The 16,466-nt window shown below is 66.4% G+C and carries 14 protein-coding genes; 2 read left to right on the forward strand and 12 right to left on the reverse strand.

What is annotated here, in order from left to right; all coding sequences use genetic code 11:
* Window positions 1-24 precede the first annotated feature (24 nt).
* Both gatA and gatC read right to left on the reverse strand, forming a co-directional pair.
* The gene (gene gatA / locus NA5_RS11790) at window positions 25-1,497 is read right to left on the reverse strand and encodes an Asp-tRNA(Asn)/Glu-tRNA(Gln) amidotransferase subunit GatA (protein ID WP_062984928.1); all 1,473 of its coding nucleotides are present in this window, start codon (window positions 1,495-1,497) and stop codon (window positions 25-27) included.
* Window positions 1,494-1,793, reverse strand: coding sequence for an Asp-tRNA(Asn)/Glu-tRNA(Gln) amidotransferase subunit GatC (gatC, locus tag NA5_RS11795; protein ID WP_062984930.1), 300 nt, complete (start codon window positions 1,791-1,793; stop codon window positions 1,494-1,496). Before gatC ends, gatA begins: the two co-directional genes overlap by 4 nt.
* Before the next feature lie 261 nt (window positions 1,794-2,054).
* Between gatC and NA5_RS11800 the strand changes: the two genes are divergently transcribed.
* Window positions 2,055-2,705: an ACT domain-containing protein gene (locus NA5_RS11800; RefSeq protein ID WP_062984932.1), complete on the forward strand. Its 651-nt coding sequence runs from the start codon at window positions 2,055-2,057 to the stop codon at window positions 2,703-2,705.
* Window positions 2,706-2,773: 68 nt separating this feature from the next.
* On the opposite strand, the gene NA5_RS11805 is transcribed toward NA5_RS11800, so the two are convergent.
* The 3 genes from NA5_RS11805 to NA5_RS11815 form a co-directional block, all read right to left on the reverse strand.
* Window positions 2,774-3,283, reverse strand: coding sequence for a GNAT family N-acetyltransferase (locus tag NA5_RS11805; RefSeq protein ID WP_062984934.1), 510 nt, complete (start codon window positions 3,281-3,283; stop codon window positions 2,774-2,776).
* Window positions 3,284-3,324: 41 nt separating this feature from the next.
* Window positions 3,325-3,669: a hypothetical protein gene (locus NA5_RS11810; protein WP_062985235.1), complete on the reverse strand. Its 345-nt coding sequence runs from the start codon at window positions 3,667-3,669 to the stop codon at window positions 3,325-3,327.
* Between the two features lie 104 nt (window positions 3,670-3,773).
* Window positions 3,774-5,018, reverse strand: coding sequence for an AAA family ATPase (locus NA5_RS11815; protein WP_062984936.1), 1,245 nt, complete (start codon window positions 5,016-5,018; stop codon window positions 3,774-3,776).
* A gap of 174 nt (window positions 5,019-5,192) precedes the next feature.
* Between NA5_RS11815 and NA5_RS11820 the strand changes: the two genes are divergently transcribed.
* Window positions 5,193-5,558, forward strand: a complete 366-nt coding sequence (locus tag NA5_RS11820; protein ID WP_157110346.1) for a hypothetical protein — start codon at window positions 5,193-5,195, stop codon at window positions 5,556-5,558.
* Here NA5_RS11820 and NA5_RS11825 read toward each other — a convergent pair.
* The 7 genes from NA5_RS11825 to NA5_RS39210 all read right to left on the reverse strand — a co-directional run bounded on the left by NA5_RS11825 (window position 5,545) and on the right by NA5_RS39210 (window position 16,422).
* Complete coding sequence (locus tag NA5_RS11825) at window positions 5,545-6,636, reverse strand: S-adenosylmethionine:tRNA ribosyltransferase-isomerase (protein ID WP_062984944.1); 1,092 nt, start codon at window positions 6,634-6,636, stop codon at window positions 5,545-5,547. The genes NA5_RS11820 and NA5_RS11825 overlap by 14 nt on opposite strands.
* Window positions 6,633-7,331 carry an SDR family oxidoreductase gene (locus tag NA5_RS11830; protein WP_062984945.1) on the reverse strand — a complete coding sequence of 233 codons (699 nt, stop codon included), beginning with the start codon at window positions 7,329-7,331 and terminating at the stop codon, window positions 6,633-6,635. The genes NA5_RS11825 and NA5_RS11830 overlap by 4 nt, the downstream gene beginning before the upstream one ends.
* 82 nt (window positions 7,332-7,413) lie before the next feature.
* Window positions 7,414-9,528 (reverse strand): NAD-dependent DNA ligase LigA, encoded by a 2,115-nt coding sequence (gene ligA / locus NA5_RS11835; protein WP_062984946.1) that lies wholly within the window; start codon window positions 9,526-9,528, stop codon window positions 7,414-7,416.
* 89 nt (window positions 9,529-9,617) lie between these two features.
* On the reverse strand, window positions 9,618-10,652 hold the full coding sequence (locus NA5_RS11840; protein ID WP_245672194.1) for a methionine synthase: 1,035 nt from the start codon (window positions 10,650-10,652) through the stop codon (window positions 9,618-9,620).
* Window positions 10,649-11,770: a tRNA 2-thiouridine(34) synthase MnmA gene (gene mnmA / locus NA5_RS11845; protein ID WP_062984947.1), complete on the reverse strand. Its 1,122-nt coding sequence runs from the start codon at window positions 11,768-11,770 to the stop codon at window positions 10,649-10,651. The genes NA5_RS11840 and mnmA overlap by 4 nt, the downstream gene beginning before the upstream one ends.
* The gene (locus NA5_RS11850; RefSeq protein ID WP_062984948.1) at window positions 11,770-12,996 is read right to left on the reverse strand and encodes a cysteine desulfurase family protein; all 1,227 of its coding nucleotides are present in this window, start codon (window positions 12,994-12,996) and stop codon (window positions 11,770-11,772) included. Before NA5_RS11850 ends, mnmA begins: the two co-directional genes overlap by 1 nt.
* 1,017 nt (window positions 12,997-14,013) lie before the next feature.
* Window positions 14,014-16,422: an FAD-dependent oxidoreductase gene (locus tag NA5_RS39210; protein WP_169811282.1), complete on the reverse strand. Its 2,409-nt coding sequence runs from the start codon at window positions 16,420-16,422 to the stop codon at window positions 14,014-14,016.
* Window positions 16,423-16,466 lie beyond the last annotated feature (44 nt).

Consider the following 16,466-nt stretch of genomic DNA (forward strand, 5'->3'; position numbering starts at 1 on the left):
AATGCGCGCTCAGACCAACACTTCTCAGGCGATCGGCCCGCGCGCGGCCTCGTACGCCGCACCGACCCGATACAGCCGATCATCGGCAAGCGCGGGAGCCATGATCTGCAGACCCACCGGCATCCCGTCGTCCTTGCTCAATCCGGACGGCACCGACATCGCCGGATGCCCCGCCAGATTCGTGGGCAGCGTGCACAGGTCGGAGAGGTACATCGCGAGCGGATCGTCGACCTTCTCACCCAGCTTCCACGGGGTGAACGGGCTGGTCGGGGAGACCAGCACGTCGACCTGCTCGTAGGCCTTGTCGAAGTCGCGGGCGATCAGCGTGCGCACCTTGAGCGCCTGACCGTAGTAGGCGTCGTAGTACCCGGCCGACAGCGCGTAGGTGCCGATCATGATGCGGCGCTTGACTTCCGGGCCGAATCCGGCGGCCCGGGTCGCGGCCATGACCTGCTCGGCGCTGTGGTTGCCGTCGTCGTCGACGCGCAGTCCGTAGCGCATGGCGTCGAAGCGCGCCAGGTTCGAGGACACCTCGCTCGGCAGGATCAGGTAGTAGGAGGCGAGCGCGTATTCGAAGTGCGGACAAGACACTTCGACGACCTCGGCGCCCAAATCCTTCAGCACACCGACCGCCGCGTCGAAGGATGCGATGACGCCCGGCTGGTAGCTGTCGGAGTGCAGTTCCTTCACCACACCGACTTTCACGCCGCGCAGATCGCCGGTGGCGCCCTCGCGTGCGGCGGCGACCACCGGCGGCACCGGCACATTGCGGGAGGTGGAATCGCGCGGGTCGTATCCGGCGACCACCTCGTGCAGCAGGGCGGTATCGAGCACGGTGCGACCGCACGGACCGCCCTGATCCAGCGATGACGCGCACGCGACCAGACCGAACCGCGACACGGTGCCGTAGGTCGGCTTGGTGCCGACGGTCGCGGTCACCGCGGCGGGCTGCCGAATCGAGCCGCCGGTATCGGTGCCGATCGCCAGCGGCGCCTGATGTGAAGCCAGCGCGGCCGCCGAACCACCGCCCGAACCACCCGGAATCCTGGTGGTATCCCACGGATTCCGGGTCGGACCGAATGCCGAGTTCTCGGTGGAGGAGCCCATCGCGAACTCGTCCATGTTCGTCTTGCCGAGGATCGGGATGCCCGCGGCGCGCAACCGGGAGGTCAGCGTCGCGTCGTACGGCGCGACCCAGCCCTCGAGAATCTTCGAGGCGCATGTGGTCGGCATATCCGTGGTCGTGAAAACATCCTTGAGCGCCAACGGAACTCCGGCCAGCGGCGATGCGGGTGCATCGCCCGCGGCGAGCGCTGCGTCCACCGCGGCGGCCGCGGCGAGCGCCTCGTTCCCGGCCACATGCAGGAAGGCGTGGTACTCACCGTCGACGGCGGCGATCCGATCCAGATGCGCCTGGGTGACCTCCACCGAGGTCACCTCGCGGCCGTGGATCTTCGCCGCAAGTTCGGCGGCCGACAGCGCGGTCAAATCAGTCATTCGCCCTCTCCCAGAATCTGCGGAACCAGGAACCGCTGGTCCTCGACCGCCGGGGCACCCGAGAGCGCCTCCTCCGGGGTGAGGCACGGGATGACCTGATCCGGACGCGTCACATTGGTCGCCGGATTCGGCGACGCGGTCGCCGGGACATCGGCGGCGGCGACCTCGGAGATGGTCCGCACGTGACTCAGGATCGAATCCAACTGACCGGCGAACTGATCCAGTTCGGCTTCGGACAGGGCGAGCCTGGACAGCCGGGCGAGGTGTGCGACCTCGTCGCGGGAGATGGCGGGCACCGCGGACCCCTTTCGGCATGGTTGAGCTTGGTGAACGGCCACCGAACAGCCTAGCGACTCCCCACTCCACAACTTTCACAGGAGCCGCGCATGCAACGACACACCCCTCCGGCTAGCGTGACACGCCGCTTCCGCGCGAATTCGCGCTGTGGCATCCGTCACTGGCCGCACTTCGAGTCGATAACCGGGACTTGTGGGTGTAAGTATTGCGTGACCCGGGTATTCGTTTCAGAGCCTCGGCCGCCAAGGAAAGGAACGCGCGTGTCTTACCTGCTCCGCGTGCAACTTCCGGATCGACCGGGAAGCCTCGGTGCGCTCGCGCTCGCACTGGGCTCCGTCGGCGCGGACATCCTCTCCCTCGACGTGGTCGAGCGGGGTGCGGGATTCGCGGTCGACGATCTCGTTGTCGAGGTTCCGCAGGGTGCGCTACCGGACACCCTGATCACCGCCGCCGAATCGATCGGCGATGTGCACGTGGACTCCATCCGCCCGTATTCCGGTGTGCTGGATACCCATCGCGAACTCGAGCTGATCGATCAGGTCGCCAGTGCGCGCGACGATCGGCTGCAGGTGCTCGTCGACGGAGTACCGCGCGTGCTGCGCGTCGGCTGGAGCACCATTATCGATATGGGTCCGCAGGGGGCCTATCGCCTGGTCGGCAGCCAGAGTGCGCCGCAGACGCAGGCGGGTTCGGCGCCGTGGATGCCGTTGGAGAAGCCCGCCGTCCTGGATCCCGAGGGCGATTGGGTGCCGCAGATCTGGCGCGATATGGACACCAAGCTAGCGGCCGCGCCGCTCGGAAATACCGGCAAGGTGTTGCTTCTCGGCAGGCCAGGCGGACCCGACTTCCGCCCGTCCGAGGTGGCACGGCTCGGTTACCTCGCGGGGATCGTGGCGACCGTATTGGGCTGAGAACGCCCGGATTTTCGACCGCCGCGCCGATCCCCGCTCGTTGGATGCAGGTCGGTGCTGTCGGAGATTCAGGCTGCGAGATCCAGCCGTAGCACCGACAGCCACTCGCCATGGTCGGTCTTCCAATCCCGTTCCGGCGCAGGGACGAAACCGAATCGGTCATAGATCCGTCGCGCGTCGACCATGGCGGGCATCGTGGTAAGTACCACGGCGGCAAAGGATTCCGCGCGTGCGGTCTCGATGACGGTGCGCACCAACGCCGTTCCCGCACCGAGCCCGCGCGCCGACTTCGAGACGGCGAGCATCCGGAACTCCAACTCACCCGGCCGGGCGATCTCGGCATACGGCGTTCCGGGCCGAGCCACCGCCAGCGAACCCACCACCCGATCCTCGTGCACCGCGACCAGCACCTGCGCCGCACCGGCGCGATGGGCGATATCGGCGAGTTCGGTGACATACGGGCTACCGGGACGCACATAGCCCTCGCCGACATAGACCTCGACCGTCAGGTCGCCGACGGCGTCGTATTCGTCCGGGTGAGCGTCGCGAATGACGACCTGGGAGTCCTGCACATCCATACCCGCATCCTCCCACCGTCCGAGCTGGCGCAACCGGTCGGTCAGGAGCCGAGCCCCGGACGCGCGCCGGGATGCGAGATCTGCCAGCGTTCCGGCTTGCCGGACGGGTAGACGACCGGGATGAGATCTCCGATGGCAGGCCAGTTGTGCACGTCCCAGACCAAGCGGCCGTACACCACGGTGCCGGGCACCGACGGGCCGGTCAGATTGCCGGTGATGGTCACGTACTGCTCACCGGTCGCGTCGGGCCGCGGGCTCACCCCGGTGACATACAGCGTCCCCGTCTCCGGATTCGACAGCCGGACACCGTTGCGCCCACGCAGGTGGAGCATGACCATCGCCACCAGTGCGCCGACCATGATCACCAGCATCCCGAACTCCACCATGGCACCCATGCTATTGCTCCGGGCAGGCATATTGCGGTGCTGCTTGGCACGGCGGCAACCGATGCCAGCACAAACCGGGAGCCACCGCTGACCCTCATGCTGAACTACAGCCCGGCGAGTTCACTGGTGCCGTGCTCGGTGCGGCGGATCTGCCAGACGGCCGTGCGGGTGCGCTGTGAGCGCCCGTTCGCCCGATCGATCAGCGACCGGTTGTTCGTGGTGAAGATCAGTTGTGCGCCACGGGAATTGGTCTCCGGATTCTGGAACAGCTGGATCAGGCGGTCGGTCTCCTCTACCGGCAGGTGTGCGCCGATATCGTCGATCGCGAGTACCCGGCCGGAGTCCAGTGCGTCGAGCATGGTCGGCAGCAAGCGCAGCATCGAGACGGTGGCCGTGGATTCGTCGGTGATATCGAAGGCGGAGTCGATGCCCGCGTGCACAAGTCCCAGGCCGACACCGCGACGCTCGACCATCCGGGTGTAGAGGGCATCGCGGGCGGCCTTCAGATTGCTCAGCTCGCGCTCGAGCATGACCTCGGTGATGCCGTTCTCCCGCAGCAACTGATCAGCATGCGCGGGCGAGGTCGCACACAACTCCACCTGTTCGGCCGTCCCCGCGATATCGGCGTCGAGTTCGCGCAGATAGTCCGCGTACATCGGGTCCGGCTCGGCGATCAGCAGATCGGTAATGCCGAGCTCGGCGGTGCGCAGCAGCATGAGCAGTCGTACCGCGTGGTCCGGGGCCGCGGACAGATGACTGCCGAGCCGATGCGCGACTGCCGTCGCATCCGCGGCACCGCGCTGTACTTCGAGCATCGCGGAGAACCATCGATATGCGGGCACCAGCGCCTCGGCATACATCTGCCCGGCGAGACTGAGCAGCAAGGCATTCGGCCGCACCAGCGGCAACAATGCGGCAATGCCATAGCGTGCGGCCTCGAACATCGGGCCGATCTTGATTTGTTCGCCATTGCGCTCGAAGACAATTCGTTTGCGCGAACGTGGATGCGTGTAGAGCCACTCGGCTGTCACATCCGCGTTGTCCAGCCGGAACCCATAGGTGTACGGCACACCCTCGGCGAGGAAGCTCGCCACGAATTCCGAAGGGCGATCGGGGAATCCGCGATGCGGTGCGCGCACCGGTCCGGCATAGGGATCCCAGCCGGTCACCGAATTCAGCACCGCATCGCGCATATGCCCCAGCGCATCGATCAGGCTCGTCTTGCCCGCGGCGCTCGCACCGTGCACCGCCGTCACCGGCACCGCGACCGGTCCGCTCCCCCGGCTCAAACGCAAGTCCTGCCGTTCGGCCAGCGATCTGTGATTGGTCACCTGAAAACTGCGCAGCATCCCGCCATCCTGTCGGTTCGCCCGCCGGACCGCGACACCGCACCCGTCTCATGGCCTGGACGGACGGTGCTCGGGCGGCTTCGGCCGGACAAATGCGCACGTCACGCGTTATCATGCAGGCGCCGCGGCTATCCGCTGGCATCTGCCGGAAATGTATTGATGAGGGATTCAACGATGGAACTGACGATTAGTCGTCTAGTGGCCCGCAGCTCCGTCGCGGCCGCGCTCGCACTCGGCCCGCTGGTCGTGCTCGGGCCGCCGCAGGCCGCCGCCGAAGCGCCCTGTCCGGACGGCACCGCCCGGATCTTCTTCCACGACGAGACCAACACCTGCCAGAGTGGGGGCACCTACAGCTTCGATGGCAAGCCCGCGCTCGTGAAGGTGTGCTCGGTGGGCAAGGTCCAGGTCATCGTCGACACCACCATCCAGAAGAGCCGGACCAAGACCAGGAACGCCCACCTCGATCTCAGCAACGGTCAGTGCGGTCGGGTCGAGGTCGGCGGCCAGCTCGACTCCACGGTGAGCATCACCCCCTCCTAGCGTCGGGACCGAACAGCAGCGCGCTGTCGCCGAACTCGTGCCAGAGATATCCGGTGTCGAGTGCGGTGGCATACGCCTGATGGACGGTGGCCTCGCCCGCAACCGCGACGAGTAGATCCAGATGCGACGCACCGGGTGCGTGCCAGCCGGTAATGATGCCGTCGACCACCCGAGCGGGACGTCGCGGTCCGAGGACGAGTTCGGTCCACCCTCGGGCCGGGTGCACGATTCCGTGGTGGTCGGCGGTGGTTTCCAACGCTCGCGTCACCGTGGTGCCGACCGCGATGATGCGTCCGCCCGCCGCCCTGGTGTCGTTCACCAGACGTGCGGTCGCCGCCGGTACCGCGAACCGCTCCTGGCTCGGGGGTTCACCCGCCTCGGGTGAGGAGACCCCGGTGTGCAGGGTGATCGGCGCGATCGCGATGCCCGAGGTCACCAGATCGAGCACCAGCCGTTGCGTGAACGGGCGTGCGGCACTGGGCATTTCGGCGCTGCCGGGGATACGGCCGAAGACGGTCGTGTAGTACGACGGCGACCAGCGTTGTGGCACGTACGAATAGGTGATCGGATAGCCGTGGGTCCGGAGCAGCCAGGTGGGATCGGCACTGAGTTCGGCGATCCAGAGTCGGCGCGCATCCGGTAGCCAGGGTTCACGCAGGGTGGCGACGGCCCCTTCCGGAAGCCGAATCTCGCTGCCCGGGTGAAGATCACGCGGATACGGCGTGCGTTCGCGGGTGCGCACCTCCACCACCCACAGTCCGTCGCAACCGCCGAAGGTGTCCGGTGGCCCGCTCGCCCCGTCGACGGCCGCATTGAGCCAGGTGGACAGATGCAGCGTGACCGGCAGTTCGTCGAGGGTGCCGTCGACCGCCGCGGCCAAGGTCGCCGAATTGTTCACCACCACAAGGTCACCCGCATTCAGCTGCTGCGGCAGTTCGCGAAATATGTTGTGGGTGAGGCGATCCGCGGCCACCAGCATTCGGACCTCGTCGCGGGCCAGTCCACGAGCCTCCGGCGGAGCGGCGGCATTGCGCTCGGGCGGCAGGACATCGGCCCATTCATTCAACGCTGTTGTCATCTGCCGACCCCCGCGGCGAAATCGGCGGCGGTATAACGACCGCTCCTGGGGCGCTGCTCGATCAACCGCAGCAGCGCGGGCACGACGGTCTCGGGCTCGGGACGATCGGAGATATCGTCGCCGGGAAATGCCGCCTGATGCATTTCGGTGCGCATATCGCCGGGATCGAAGGCGTAGATCGACAGCTCCGGATGTTCGGCCGCCAAGATGGCGGTGAGCTGATCCAGGGCCGCCTTGGCGGAGCCATAGCCGCCCCACTCCGGATACGGTTCGACGCCCGCATCGGAGCTGATATTCACCGCGACACCATCGGGATCGAGCAGCGGCAGCGCGAACTGCACAACCGCGAGCGGTGCGATGACATTGGTCCGATACACCAGCTCGAGCTGATCGAGCGGATAGTTCGCCAGTCGCGGCATCGGACTCGGCCCGAGCCTGCTCGCGTTGTTCACGAGCAGATCGAGGTGGCCGAACTCGCCTGCGACCTCGGCCAATTCGGCGCGATGCGCCGGATCGGTGATATCGCCCGGCACCGCGAGAAATGCCGCGCCCAGCTCGGCCGCCACCCGGGCGAGCCGGTCCGCGCGGCGGGCGGTGCCGATCACCCGCCAGCCACGGTCGATGAGCGAACGCGCAAGAGCCAGACCGAATCCCGCCGAAGCACCGGTGATCAGAGCGGTTGAGCGGTGAGTCATAACGAATCTCCTGATAGTTACCTACCAGTCGATCGTCATACCTGAAGTCAGGTTCAGGTCAAGGAGTTCGCCGACGGCATATCTACTCCTCGGCTTCGGCATCCTCCGCGGCCGTCTCCGGCGTGACCGCCGCCGGACCCTGCTCGAGCAGCTTGCGGAATCCGTCCTCATCCAGGATCGGCACACCGAGTTCCTCCGCCTTGGCAGCCTTGGATCCCGGCGAATCACCGATCACCACGAACGCGGTCTTCTTCGAGACCGAACCCGCGGCCTTACCACCACGCACCAGGATCGCCTCCTTGGCGCCGTCGCGGGAGAACCCTTCCAGCGAACCGGTCACCACGATCGATAGCCCCTCGAGCGTGCGCTCGATGGATTCGTCACGTTCATCGGCCATCCGCACGCCCGCGGCGCGCCACTTGTCGACGATCGCGCGATGCCAATCGACGGTGAACCATTCGGCGACCGCGGCGGCAATGGTCGGCCCGACACCGTCGGCGGCAGCGAGTTCCTCGGCCGAGGCATCCTGGATCCGATCGAGACTGCCGAATTCCCTGGCCAGCACCCGCGCCGCGGTCGGACCGACGTGCCGGATGGACAATGCGACCAGTACCCGCCACAGCGGACGATTCTTGGCGGTCTGCAAGTTGTCCAGCAGTCGCTTGCCGTTCGCGGACAGGCCACCGTTCTTATTGGCGAACAGCGTGGTGGTGAGCAGCCGCGCCTCGTCGAGGTCGAACAAATCGCCCTCGTCGGTGATCACGCCCGACTTCAGCAGATCATTGGCGGCCTCGTAGCCGAGCGATTCGATATCGAAGGCACCGCGACCTGCCATATGGAATACCCGCTCGCGCAGCTGCGCCGGGCAGAACTGCTGGTTGGGACAGCGGATATCGGCGTCCCCCTCCTTCTGCGGCGCCAGTTCGGTGCCGCATTCCGGACAGTGCGTCGGCATGACGAATTCGCGCTCGTCGCCGGTGCGTGCGTCGACCACCGGGCCGAGCACCTCGGGAATCACGTCACCGGCCTTGCGAATGGTGACGGTATCGCCGATGAGCACGCCCTTGCGCTTCACCTCGGAGGCATTGTGCAAAGTGGCCATGGCGACCGTGGAGCCAGCGATGGAGACCGGCTCCATAACCGCGAACGGGGTGACCCGGCCGGTGCGCCCGACATTCACCTCGATATTCAGCAGCTTGGTCGTGGCCTCTTCGGGCGGGTACTTGTACGCGATCGCCCAGCGCGGGGCACGCGAGGTCGAGCCGAGCCTGCGCTGCAGCGACATCTCGTCGACCTTGATCACCTGGCCGTCGATTTCGTGCTCGATATCGTGCCGATGCTCGCCCCAATAATTGACGCGCTCGATCACCGCATCGATGCCCTGCACCAGCACGGTGTGCTCGGAGACCGGCAGACCCCATGCGGCGAGCGCGCGGTAGGCCTCGTGCTGTGAGGTCGGGGTATAGCCCTCGATGCGTCCGAAGCCGTGGCAGATCATCCGCAGCCGACGCCGCGCGGTGACCGCCGGATCCTTCTGGCGCAGCGAACCCGCCGCGGTATTGCGCGGATTCGCATACGGCGGTTTGCCCTCGGCCACGATCGCCGCATTGAGGGTCTCGAAATCCTCCAGCCGGAAGTAGACCTCGCCGCGCACCTCGAGCAGCTCCGGGACCGGGAACTCCGCGGTCGCGGTCAGCTCGGTCGGAATGTCGTCGATGGTGCGCGCGTTGAGCGTGACGTCCTCACCGGTGCGTCCGTCGCCGCGGGTCGCGCCGCGCACCAGCCGTCCCTTCTCATAGACCAGGTTCAGCGCGACACCGTCGATCTTCACCTCGCACAGATAGTGCAGATTCGACCCGGTCTCGGCCTCGACCCGGCTCGCCCAGGTGCGCAGCTCGTCGAAGTCGAAGACATTGTCCAGTGACAGCATTCGCTCGAGGTGGTCCACCGCGGTGAAATCCGTCGCGAATCCGCCGCCGACCAGCTGCGTCGGCGAGTCGGGCGTGCGCAGATCTGGATGCGCGTCCTCGAGCGCCTGCAATTGCCGCAGCAGCTTGTCGAACTCACCGTCGGAGATGATGGGCGCGTCCCGCACGTAATACCGGAACTGGTGCTCCCGAACCTCGTCCGCAAGCCGCTGCCACTCCACCCGCTGCTCCGCCGTAGCCGGGTCCGCCGCAATGTCGCTGTCACTCACCCATCGCACATTAGTCGAGCCCACCGACAAGTCATCGCCACATTCCCGCACGTCGCGACGGATATCCGGGCAACGGCACCGTCCGAGCGTCAGGAGAAGTCGAGCGATTCCGGGTCTTCGGCGTAGGCGCGTGCTACTTCGGTGGACAGACGGAGGGCTTGGCGGGCCCATTCGAGTGGGGCACCGGCCAGGCCGCAGGCGGGAGCTACCAGGATCTGGGTGGCCAGCACGGTGCGACGCAGGCCGAGGCGGTCGATGAGGCGGACACCGGGTTCGGCGATATCGCGCCAGGTCGGTTTGTCGGGCGGTGTCGTCGGAACCAGGCCGAGGACCAATTGCTTTCCCGCGTCCAGGGTTTCGCCGATATCGTCGAGTGCGCGGGTGGTGATGGTGGCCATGTCGAAGCCGATGGCGGCGGCCGCGCTCTGGCGGAGGAAGGACACGGCGTGCGCGTCGGCGCAGGTGTGGACCAGGACCGGGACAGCCTGAGCGGTGATGACCGCGTCCAATACCGCCAGTGCCTCCGGTTCGGGAACCGCGCGCACCGTGTCGAGCAGACTGACCCCGCGCAGAGACCCGTCGAGCACATCGGTCAGCGACGGTTCATCCAGTTGCAAAACGACTTCCGCGCCGAGGCGTTTGCGCACCTCGTCCACATGTTGGGCAAGACCTTCGGCGAGGGATTCCGAAATATCGCGCACCGCACCGGAATCGGTGAGCACTCGGTGTCCGACGGGAAGTTCGAGTCCGGCCGCAAGGCTCAGCGGGCCGGTGGCCTGCAGTTTGACCGTGCCCGCCGAACCCGCGCTCGCCCAGGCCTCTTCGAGCGCGTCCAGATCCGACCTCAGCAGATCGCGCGCACGCCGCGAGACCGCACCGGGCCGAGCCGCCAACCGATAACCCCGGGTAGTGGTGTCGAACCGCATATCCACCAGCAGTGCCGATACGCGGCCGATCATGTCCGAACCCACACCGCGCCCCGGCAATTCGACCAGATGCGGCAGACCCGGCAACTCACCGATGATGGTGGCCGCGGCCTCCCGCGGATCCGTCCCGGGCCAGGAACCGACGGCGGTCGCGATGCCGCCCGGAATCCGCACGGGCCCGATGTCGGCGGCACTCACTGCCGTGTGCTCGCGCCCGCGCTACTCACAGAATCCGACGCTTCGCGCAATGTGCCGGTGATGGTGCCGCTGCCGATCACCTGATCTCCCAACGCGTCCGGGCGATACAGCACAACGGCCTGGCCGCGGGCCACACCGGTCAGCGGCTCGCGCAGTCGCACGATCAGCCCGTCACCGACCGCCTCGGCCACGGCCGGTGCGGTACCACCGTGCGCGCGCACCTGCGCCACGCATTCGATCGGGCCTTCGGGCGCCGCGCCGGAAGTCCAGATGGCGCGCTCGGCTTGGACGGTCCAGACCTGCAGGTCCTCGGCCGAGCCGACGCGCACCGTGCCCGAGTCGGGATCGATCTCGGTGACATAGCGCGGCTTACCGTCGGCGGCCGGACCCGGCAGTCCGAGCCCCTTGCGCTGGCCGATCGTGAAACCGTGCACGCCTTCATGATTCGCGAGCACCTGCCCATCGGCATCGACCACCGCACCGGGCCGGATGCCGATCTTCGCGCCGAGGAAGGCCCGGGTATCGCCGGAAGGGATGAAGCAGATGTCATGACTGTCGGGCTTATTCGCCACCGCGAGCCCACGCTCGGCGGCCTCGGCGCGAATCTGCGGCTTCGGGGTGTCGCCCACCGGGAACATGGCCCGCGACAGCTGCTGCGCGGTCAGCACCGCGAGCACATAGGACTGGTCCTTGTCGGCATCGACGGCGCGGCGCAGCACACCGTCCTCGAGCCGCGCGTAATGGCCGGTGACCACGGCATCGAAGCCGAGGGCCACCGCGCGATCGGCGAGGGCGGAGAACTTGATCTTCTCATTGCAGCGCAGGCAGGGGTTCGGCGTTTCACCCGCGGCGTAGGCGGCGACGAAATCGTCGATCACGTCTTCCTTGAAGCGGTCCGCGAAATCCCAGACATAGAAGGGGATTCCGAGCACGTCGGCCGCTCGCCGGGCGTCGCCCGCATCCTCCTTCGAGCAGCACCCGCGTGAACCGGTGCGCAAGGTGCCCGGTGTCGCCGACAGCGCCAGATGTACACCGACAACCTCATGACCAGCGTCGACGGCACGTGCCGCCGCCACGGCCGAATCCACACCACCACTCATCGCGGCGAGTACCCGCATCAGACACCTCCCTTCGCACCGGCCAGACCCGCGGCCATGGCCCTTTCCACAATCTGGGGCAAAACATTCAGCACCGCGTCCACATCGGCGCGAGTCGAGCTGTGCCCCAACGAAAATCGCAATGATCCGCGTGCCTGCCACGGCTGCACGCCCATGGCGATCAGCACATGACTCGGGGTGGCCACACCCGCATTGCAGGCCGACCCGGTAGAGCATTCGATCCCGGCCGCGTCCAGCAGCATCAGCAGCGAATCCCCTTCGCAGCCGGGGAAAGTGAAGTGCACATTGCCCGGCAAGCGTCGCTCACCCTCCGGCCCGCTCAGCACCGCATCCGGAACGGTATCACGGATACCCTTGATCAATTCGTCCCGTAGCGCGGTCAATTCCTTTGTGCGCGAGGGCAACTCGGCTGCGGCGTAGTTCAGTGCGGCGGCGAGGCCAACGGCCGCGGCGGTATCCGAAGTACCGGAACGCAGATCGCGCTCGTGCCCGCCACCGTGCATCAGCGGCACACATGGCACCTGCCTGCCGAGCAGCAGCACGCCGACACCATGCGGGCCGCCGACCTTGTGCCCGGCGAAACTCGCCGCCGAAAGCCCACTCGCCGCGAAATCGATCGGCAGCTGCGCGGCGGCCTGGATCGCGTCACTGTGCATGGGCACACCGAATTCTTGGGCCACCGCGGCCAATTCGACGATCGGTGCAATGGTGCCGACCTCGTTATTGGCCCACATGATGCTCACCAGCGCGACCTCGTCGACATGTTCGGCCAGCGCCGCCCGCAGCACCCGCGGCGACACCACGCCGTCGGGGTCGACCGGCAGCCAGGTCACCTGCGCGCCCTCGTGCTGCTCCAACCATTCGACGGCATCGATGACGGCGTGATGTTCGGTCGAACCCGTGATAATCCTGGTGCGGCGCGGTTCGGCATCGCGACGGGCCCAGTAGATGCCCTTGATCGCCAGATTGTCGCTCTCGGTCCCACCCGAGGTGAAGATCACCTCCGATGGCCTGGCGCCCAGATCGGCGGCGATCGACTCGCGAGCCTCCTCCAGCATCCGCCGGGCCGCACGTCCGGAACCGTGCAGCGACGAGGCATTTCCCGTCATTGCGAGCGCGGCCGTCATCGCCTCGATCGCGGCAGGCACCATCGGAGTGGTCGCCGCATGATCGAGGTAGACCGTCTGGGGCGCCCCATGGACCGAACCCGCAAAAGCCGACTTCATGACCGTCAAAGCCTATCCCACCGTTGACCTGCATATCTTCGGGGTATCCCGCCGCTGTCTACGATTTGTCTACGATTCACCCACCACATGCAAGCCGAGCCGGGCACGACGGTATTCCCTCAACCCCGCGCCAACGCCTCTCCCAGCATCAACGCCTCCGCCTGCTGTCCGTCGACCAGGTGCGTGTAGACGTCCAGGGTGGTGGTGTTGTTCTTGAGACGCATCCGCCGTGTCACATCGCCAAGCTGTAGGCTCCTGCGGCCAGCAGCGAGCCGTACAGGTGCCGCAATGAGTGGAACCCCATCCGCTGGCGCATCTTGCCGTCCGGCCCCCACGGCATCAACCCTATGCTCTCCTGCAGAAGCCCCTGTTTGCCGCGGAGGACGGCGCGTCCACACCGATGCTGATGGCGTTGTCCGGTCATTCCTCCGTGCGGTCGCTGGCCAAAACGCCCGCCCGGCAAGGACGCGCTACTGGCCTGGCAGTCCGAGGTGACCGCCTCCGATCCATGCGCTGATCGCGATGTGCGCCACGTAGACGTTTTGGGCTGCCAGTGCGTTGTGGAGGTTCAGGGTCCAGTTGCGTAGCCCGGCGGCGCCGATGTTGATGTTCGCGAGCGGGGGTATCGGGGTGATCGATCCGCCGCTACCACCATCCGGACGACTGCGTGGTGCATGCGGAGGCGGCGTACCTGCTCGTGTGCGAGGACGACTCCTGAACGATGCCGCCCCTCCTGATCGCCATGCTGTGGGGCGGGTGCGACATGTGTATGTGCCTGGTTCGACGGCGTCGTGTCACGCCTAGTTCCAGGCGACATCGGGATGTCCGGCGCCTGTCCTCGCGATCGCGGACTCGATCGGGGCCCAGCTGTCCAGGCAAGTCATGGTGTGGAACCGGGCGGGTGCGCTCTTTGTCTCCGATTCAAGCGAATACAGTAAGCGACCGTTCTCAACGGCGACTATTCCACCGTCGTGTCCGGGTTCGAAGGCGATGATAAGTATGATCGCGATTCCTTGTTCATCGATGAGGCGCTGAATCGGATTGATCGTAGATGTCGATCAGGGGCAGGCCAGGGTAGATGTCCTGCCAGCGGCAGCGGCGGCAGACGAAGTGCCAGTACACGTAGCCGATCAAGTAGCGGTCTAGGTGCGGGCGTTGCTCGTCAGTGGCGAGATCCAGGATTCGGCGGTAGGCGGCCCGGCCGCTGTCGAGGCTCCGGCGGTAGGCGGCGAGGTAAGGAATGTTCTCCTTTACCGAGCGGCGATAGATCCTGCTGACGAGGAAGTCCTCACCATGCACCGCCTCCTTGTAGAAGGACAGGACGTCATTCATGTCGCTGAGAAACGCCTCACCGGAGCTCAGCGCCGCCGACCAGAATGCCCGATTGCGGTGGGCGCTCAAGCAGGGGTCGATGAATTGAAGTGAGGTGAACCAGAACTGGCCGTAGCCGTTGAAAGTGCGGACGAAGTCACTGTCGATCTCGTCGGACGCTTCCGGCGTGAACTCTGCCTCCATGAGGACGCCGGTAATCGCGTTGTAGAAGAAAGTCTTGTAGACGGCAAGGAATGTCGGATCACAGAACCGCGCGACTTCGGTGAACATGTGCTGGATGTATCCGGTGTACGACGATGATGCGGACTGCCCAGCCAGCATGCCGTCCTGCATGATGGCTTCGGCTTCCACGGGATCGTGGCAGCACACATCGTCGACGTTGAGGGTGAATACCCAGAGGCGGTCGAGGGCAAGGGCGAGCGCGTCGTCGGCGACGGGCACCAACAGTGCGCGCATCATCGTGAGGTCCCTGGTGGTGGCAGCGGGAACGGTGACGCCAAAGGCCTCGAACTCGGTGGTGAGCATGTTGACGTTGGCGCGGACCTGCGCGAGGTTGATGGGCGGGTCGAAGTCCGCAGTGCGGGCGATCATTTCGTCGACCAGGCCGGAGGCCAGGACGCTGGCGACCATCGCGCGGTGGCCGGCGTCGGGGACGGCGGCAAGGGCGCGGCGCCCGGAGAAGTGAAGGACGTCAAGGCCGGGCGGTCGAAGGTGCCTGATCGGAGGGCGGCCTGTCGACGGGAGGCGTACCGCGCGGCCCCGTGGCTTGGGCCGGGACCGGTCCGGGGTTCGATTCGCGGTGTGCACGCTCGGGGATGCTGATCCCGTGAACACTGCTTCCTTGAACAGGGTCTCGGCATCCTTGCCGGTGAGTGCCTTCGCCGCCGCGACCCCCGAGGCGCAGCCGGATTCGTGGAAGCCGTCGCCATGGTAAGAGCCCGCGAAGGCGAGGACGTGATCGGACAGCGCGGGCAGGCGGCGTTGGGCCGCGGCGGACCGCAGGGTCATGGTCGGGTGGCGGAAGACCTCACGGGCCAGCACACTGGCCGGATTCACCGGAGTGAAGGGGTCGTAGGTCACCCAGTACGTCGTGGACGATGTCTCACCGCGCATTCGATTCATGTTTGCGTGGGCAGTGAGCGGCGGCAGATGTGGGTTAGTACAGGACAGTTGGATCGCGACACCGGCGCTGCCCGATCCGGTGGGCAGCATGCTCTCGTCCGTGTGCAGCACCGCCTCGAGCGGCGTGTAGTCGAACGCGTTGAGTACGGACCGTTGCTCGGCGGTGGGTTCGGTGAGCAAGGCGAGCGCCTGCGGGGCGTGCAAGGCCACCACGGCCTTGTCGAAGTGGTGGATGTTCCCGGCGGCGTCCCGGATGGCGATTCCGTCGCCGGTACGGCTGACCGCGCGTACCGGTGTCGAGGTTTTGATCGAGGTCACGGTAGCGGCGATGCGCTCGATGTAGGCCGCACTACCTTCGGACAGCACGTACCAGGATCGGAATGCCTCGGCACCGCCGAGGAGCCCGTAGCGGTCCAGCACGTTGGTCAGATACCCGATGGGGGTGTACCTGAGGTCCGTCAGGAGCCATACCCGCAACCGGGGGTAGACGAAGTGCTCGGCGAAGTAGGTGGAAAACTCTTCCTTGAGCAGAAACTGCTCGAGGGTGGTGTCCGGCTCGGCGTGAATGGCCTCTCGCAGGTGCGACACGAATCGCTTGGAGTCCTCGACGCATCGGTGCCAGACGTGTTCGCTGACGCCAGGTGGGCGGCACGGGAGGCTGGCCAGCTCCATGGGATCGTCGCTGCGGTGGGCGAATCCACAGTCGGAGCACGACACCTCCGTGGACACGTCCACTGGCTTAGTCGCCACTCCGAGGTCCTTCACTAGCCGGGTGAAGTTCGGGTAGTGGATGGTGCTGGCAATCGCGAACGCCATCTCCGCAGGCCAGCTGGGTTCGGGATGCCGGGTGTCGACGTGACCGCCCAGGCGGGAGTCTGCCTCGAACACGGTGACCTCGAACTTGTTGCGCAGCAAGTAGGCCGCAGTCATACCGGACACACCGGAGCCGATGACCGCAACACTCGGAGCCATCTGTATTCCTTCCATATCGTCGAGCGCGATGGGGGTCGCGCGTG

Source organism: Nocardia anaemiae NBRC 100462 (genome assembly GCF_001612725.1).
Lineage (GTDB): Bacteria > Actinomycetota > Actinomycetes > Mycobacteriales > Mycobacteriaceae > Nocardia > Nocardia anaemiae.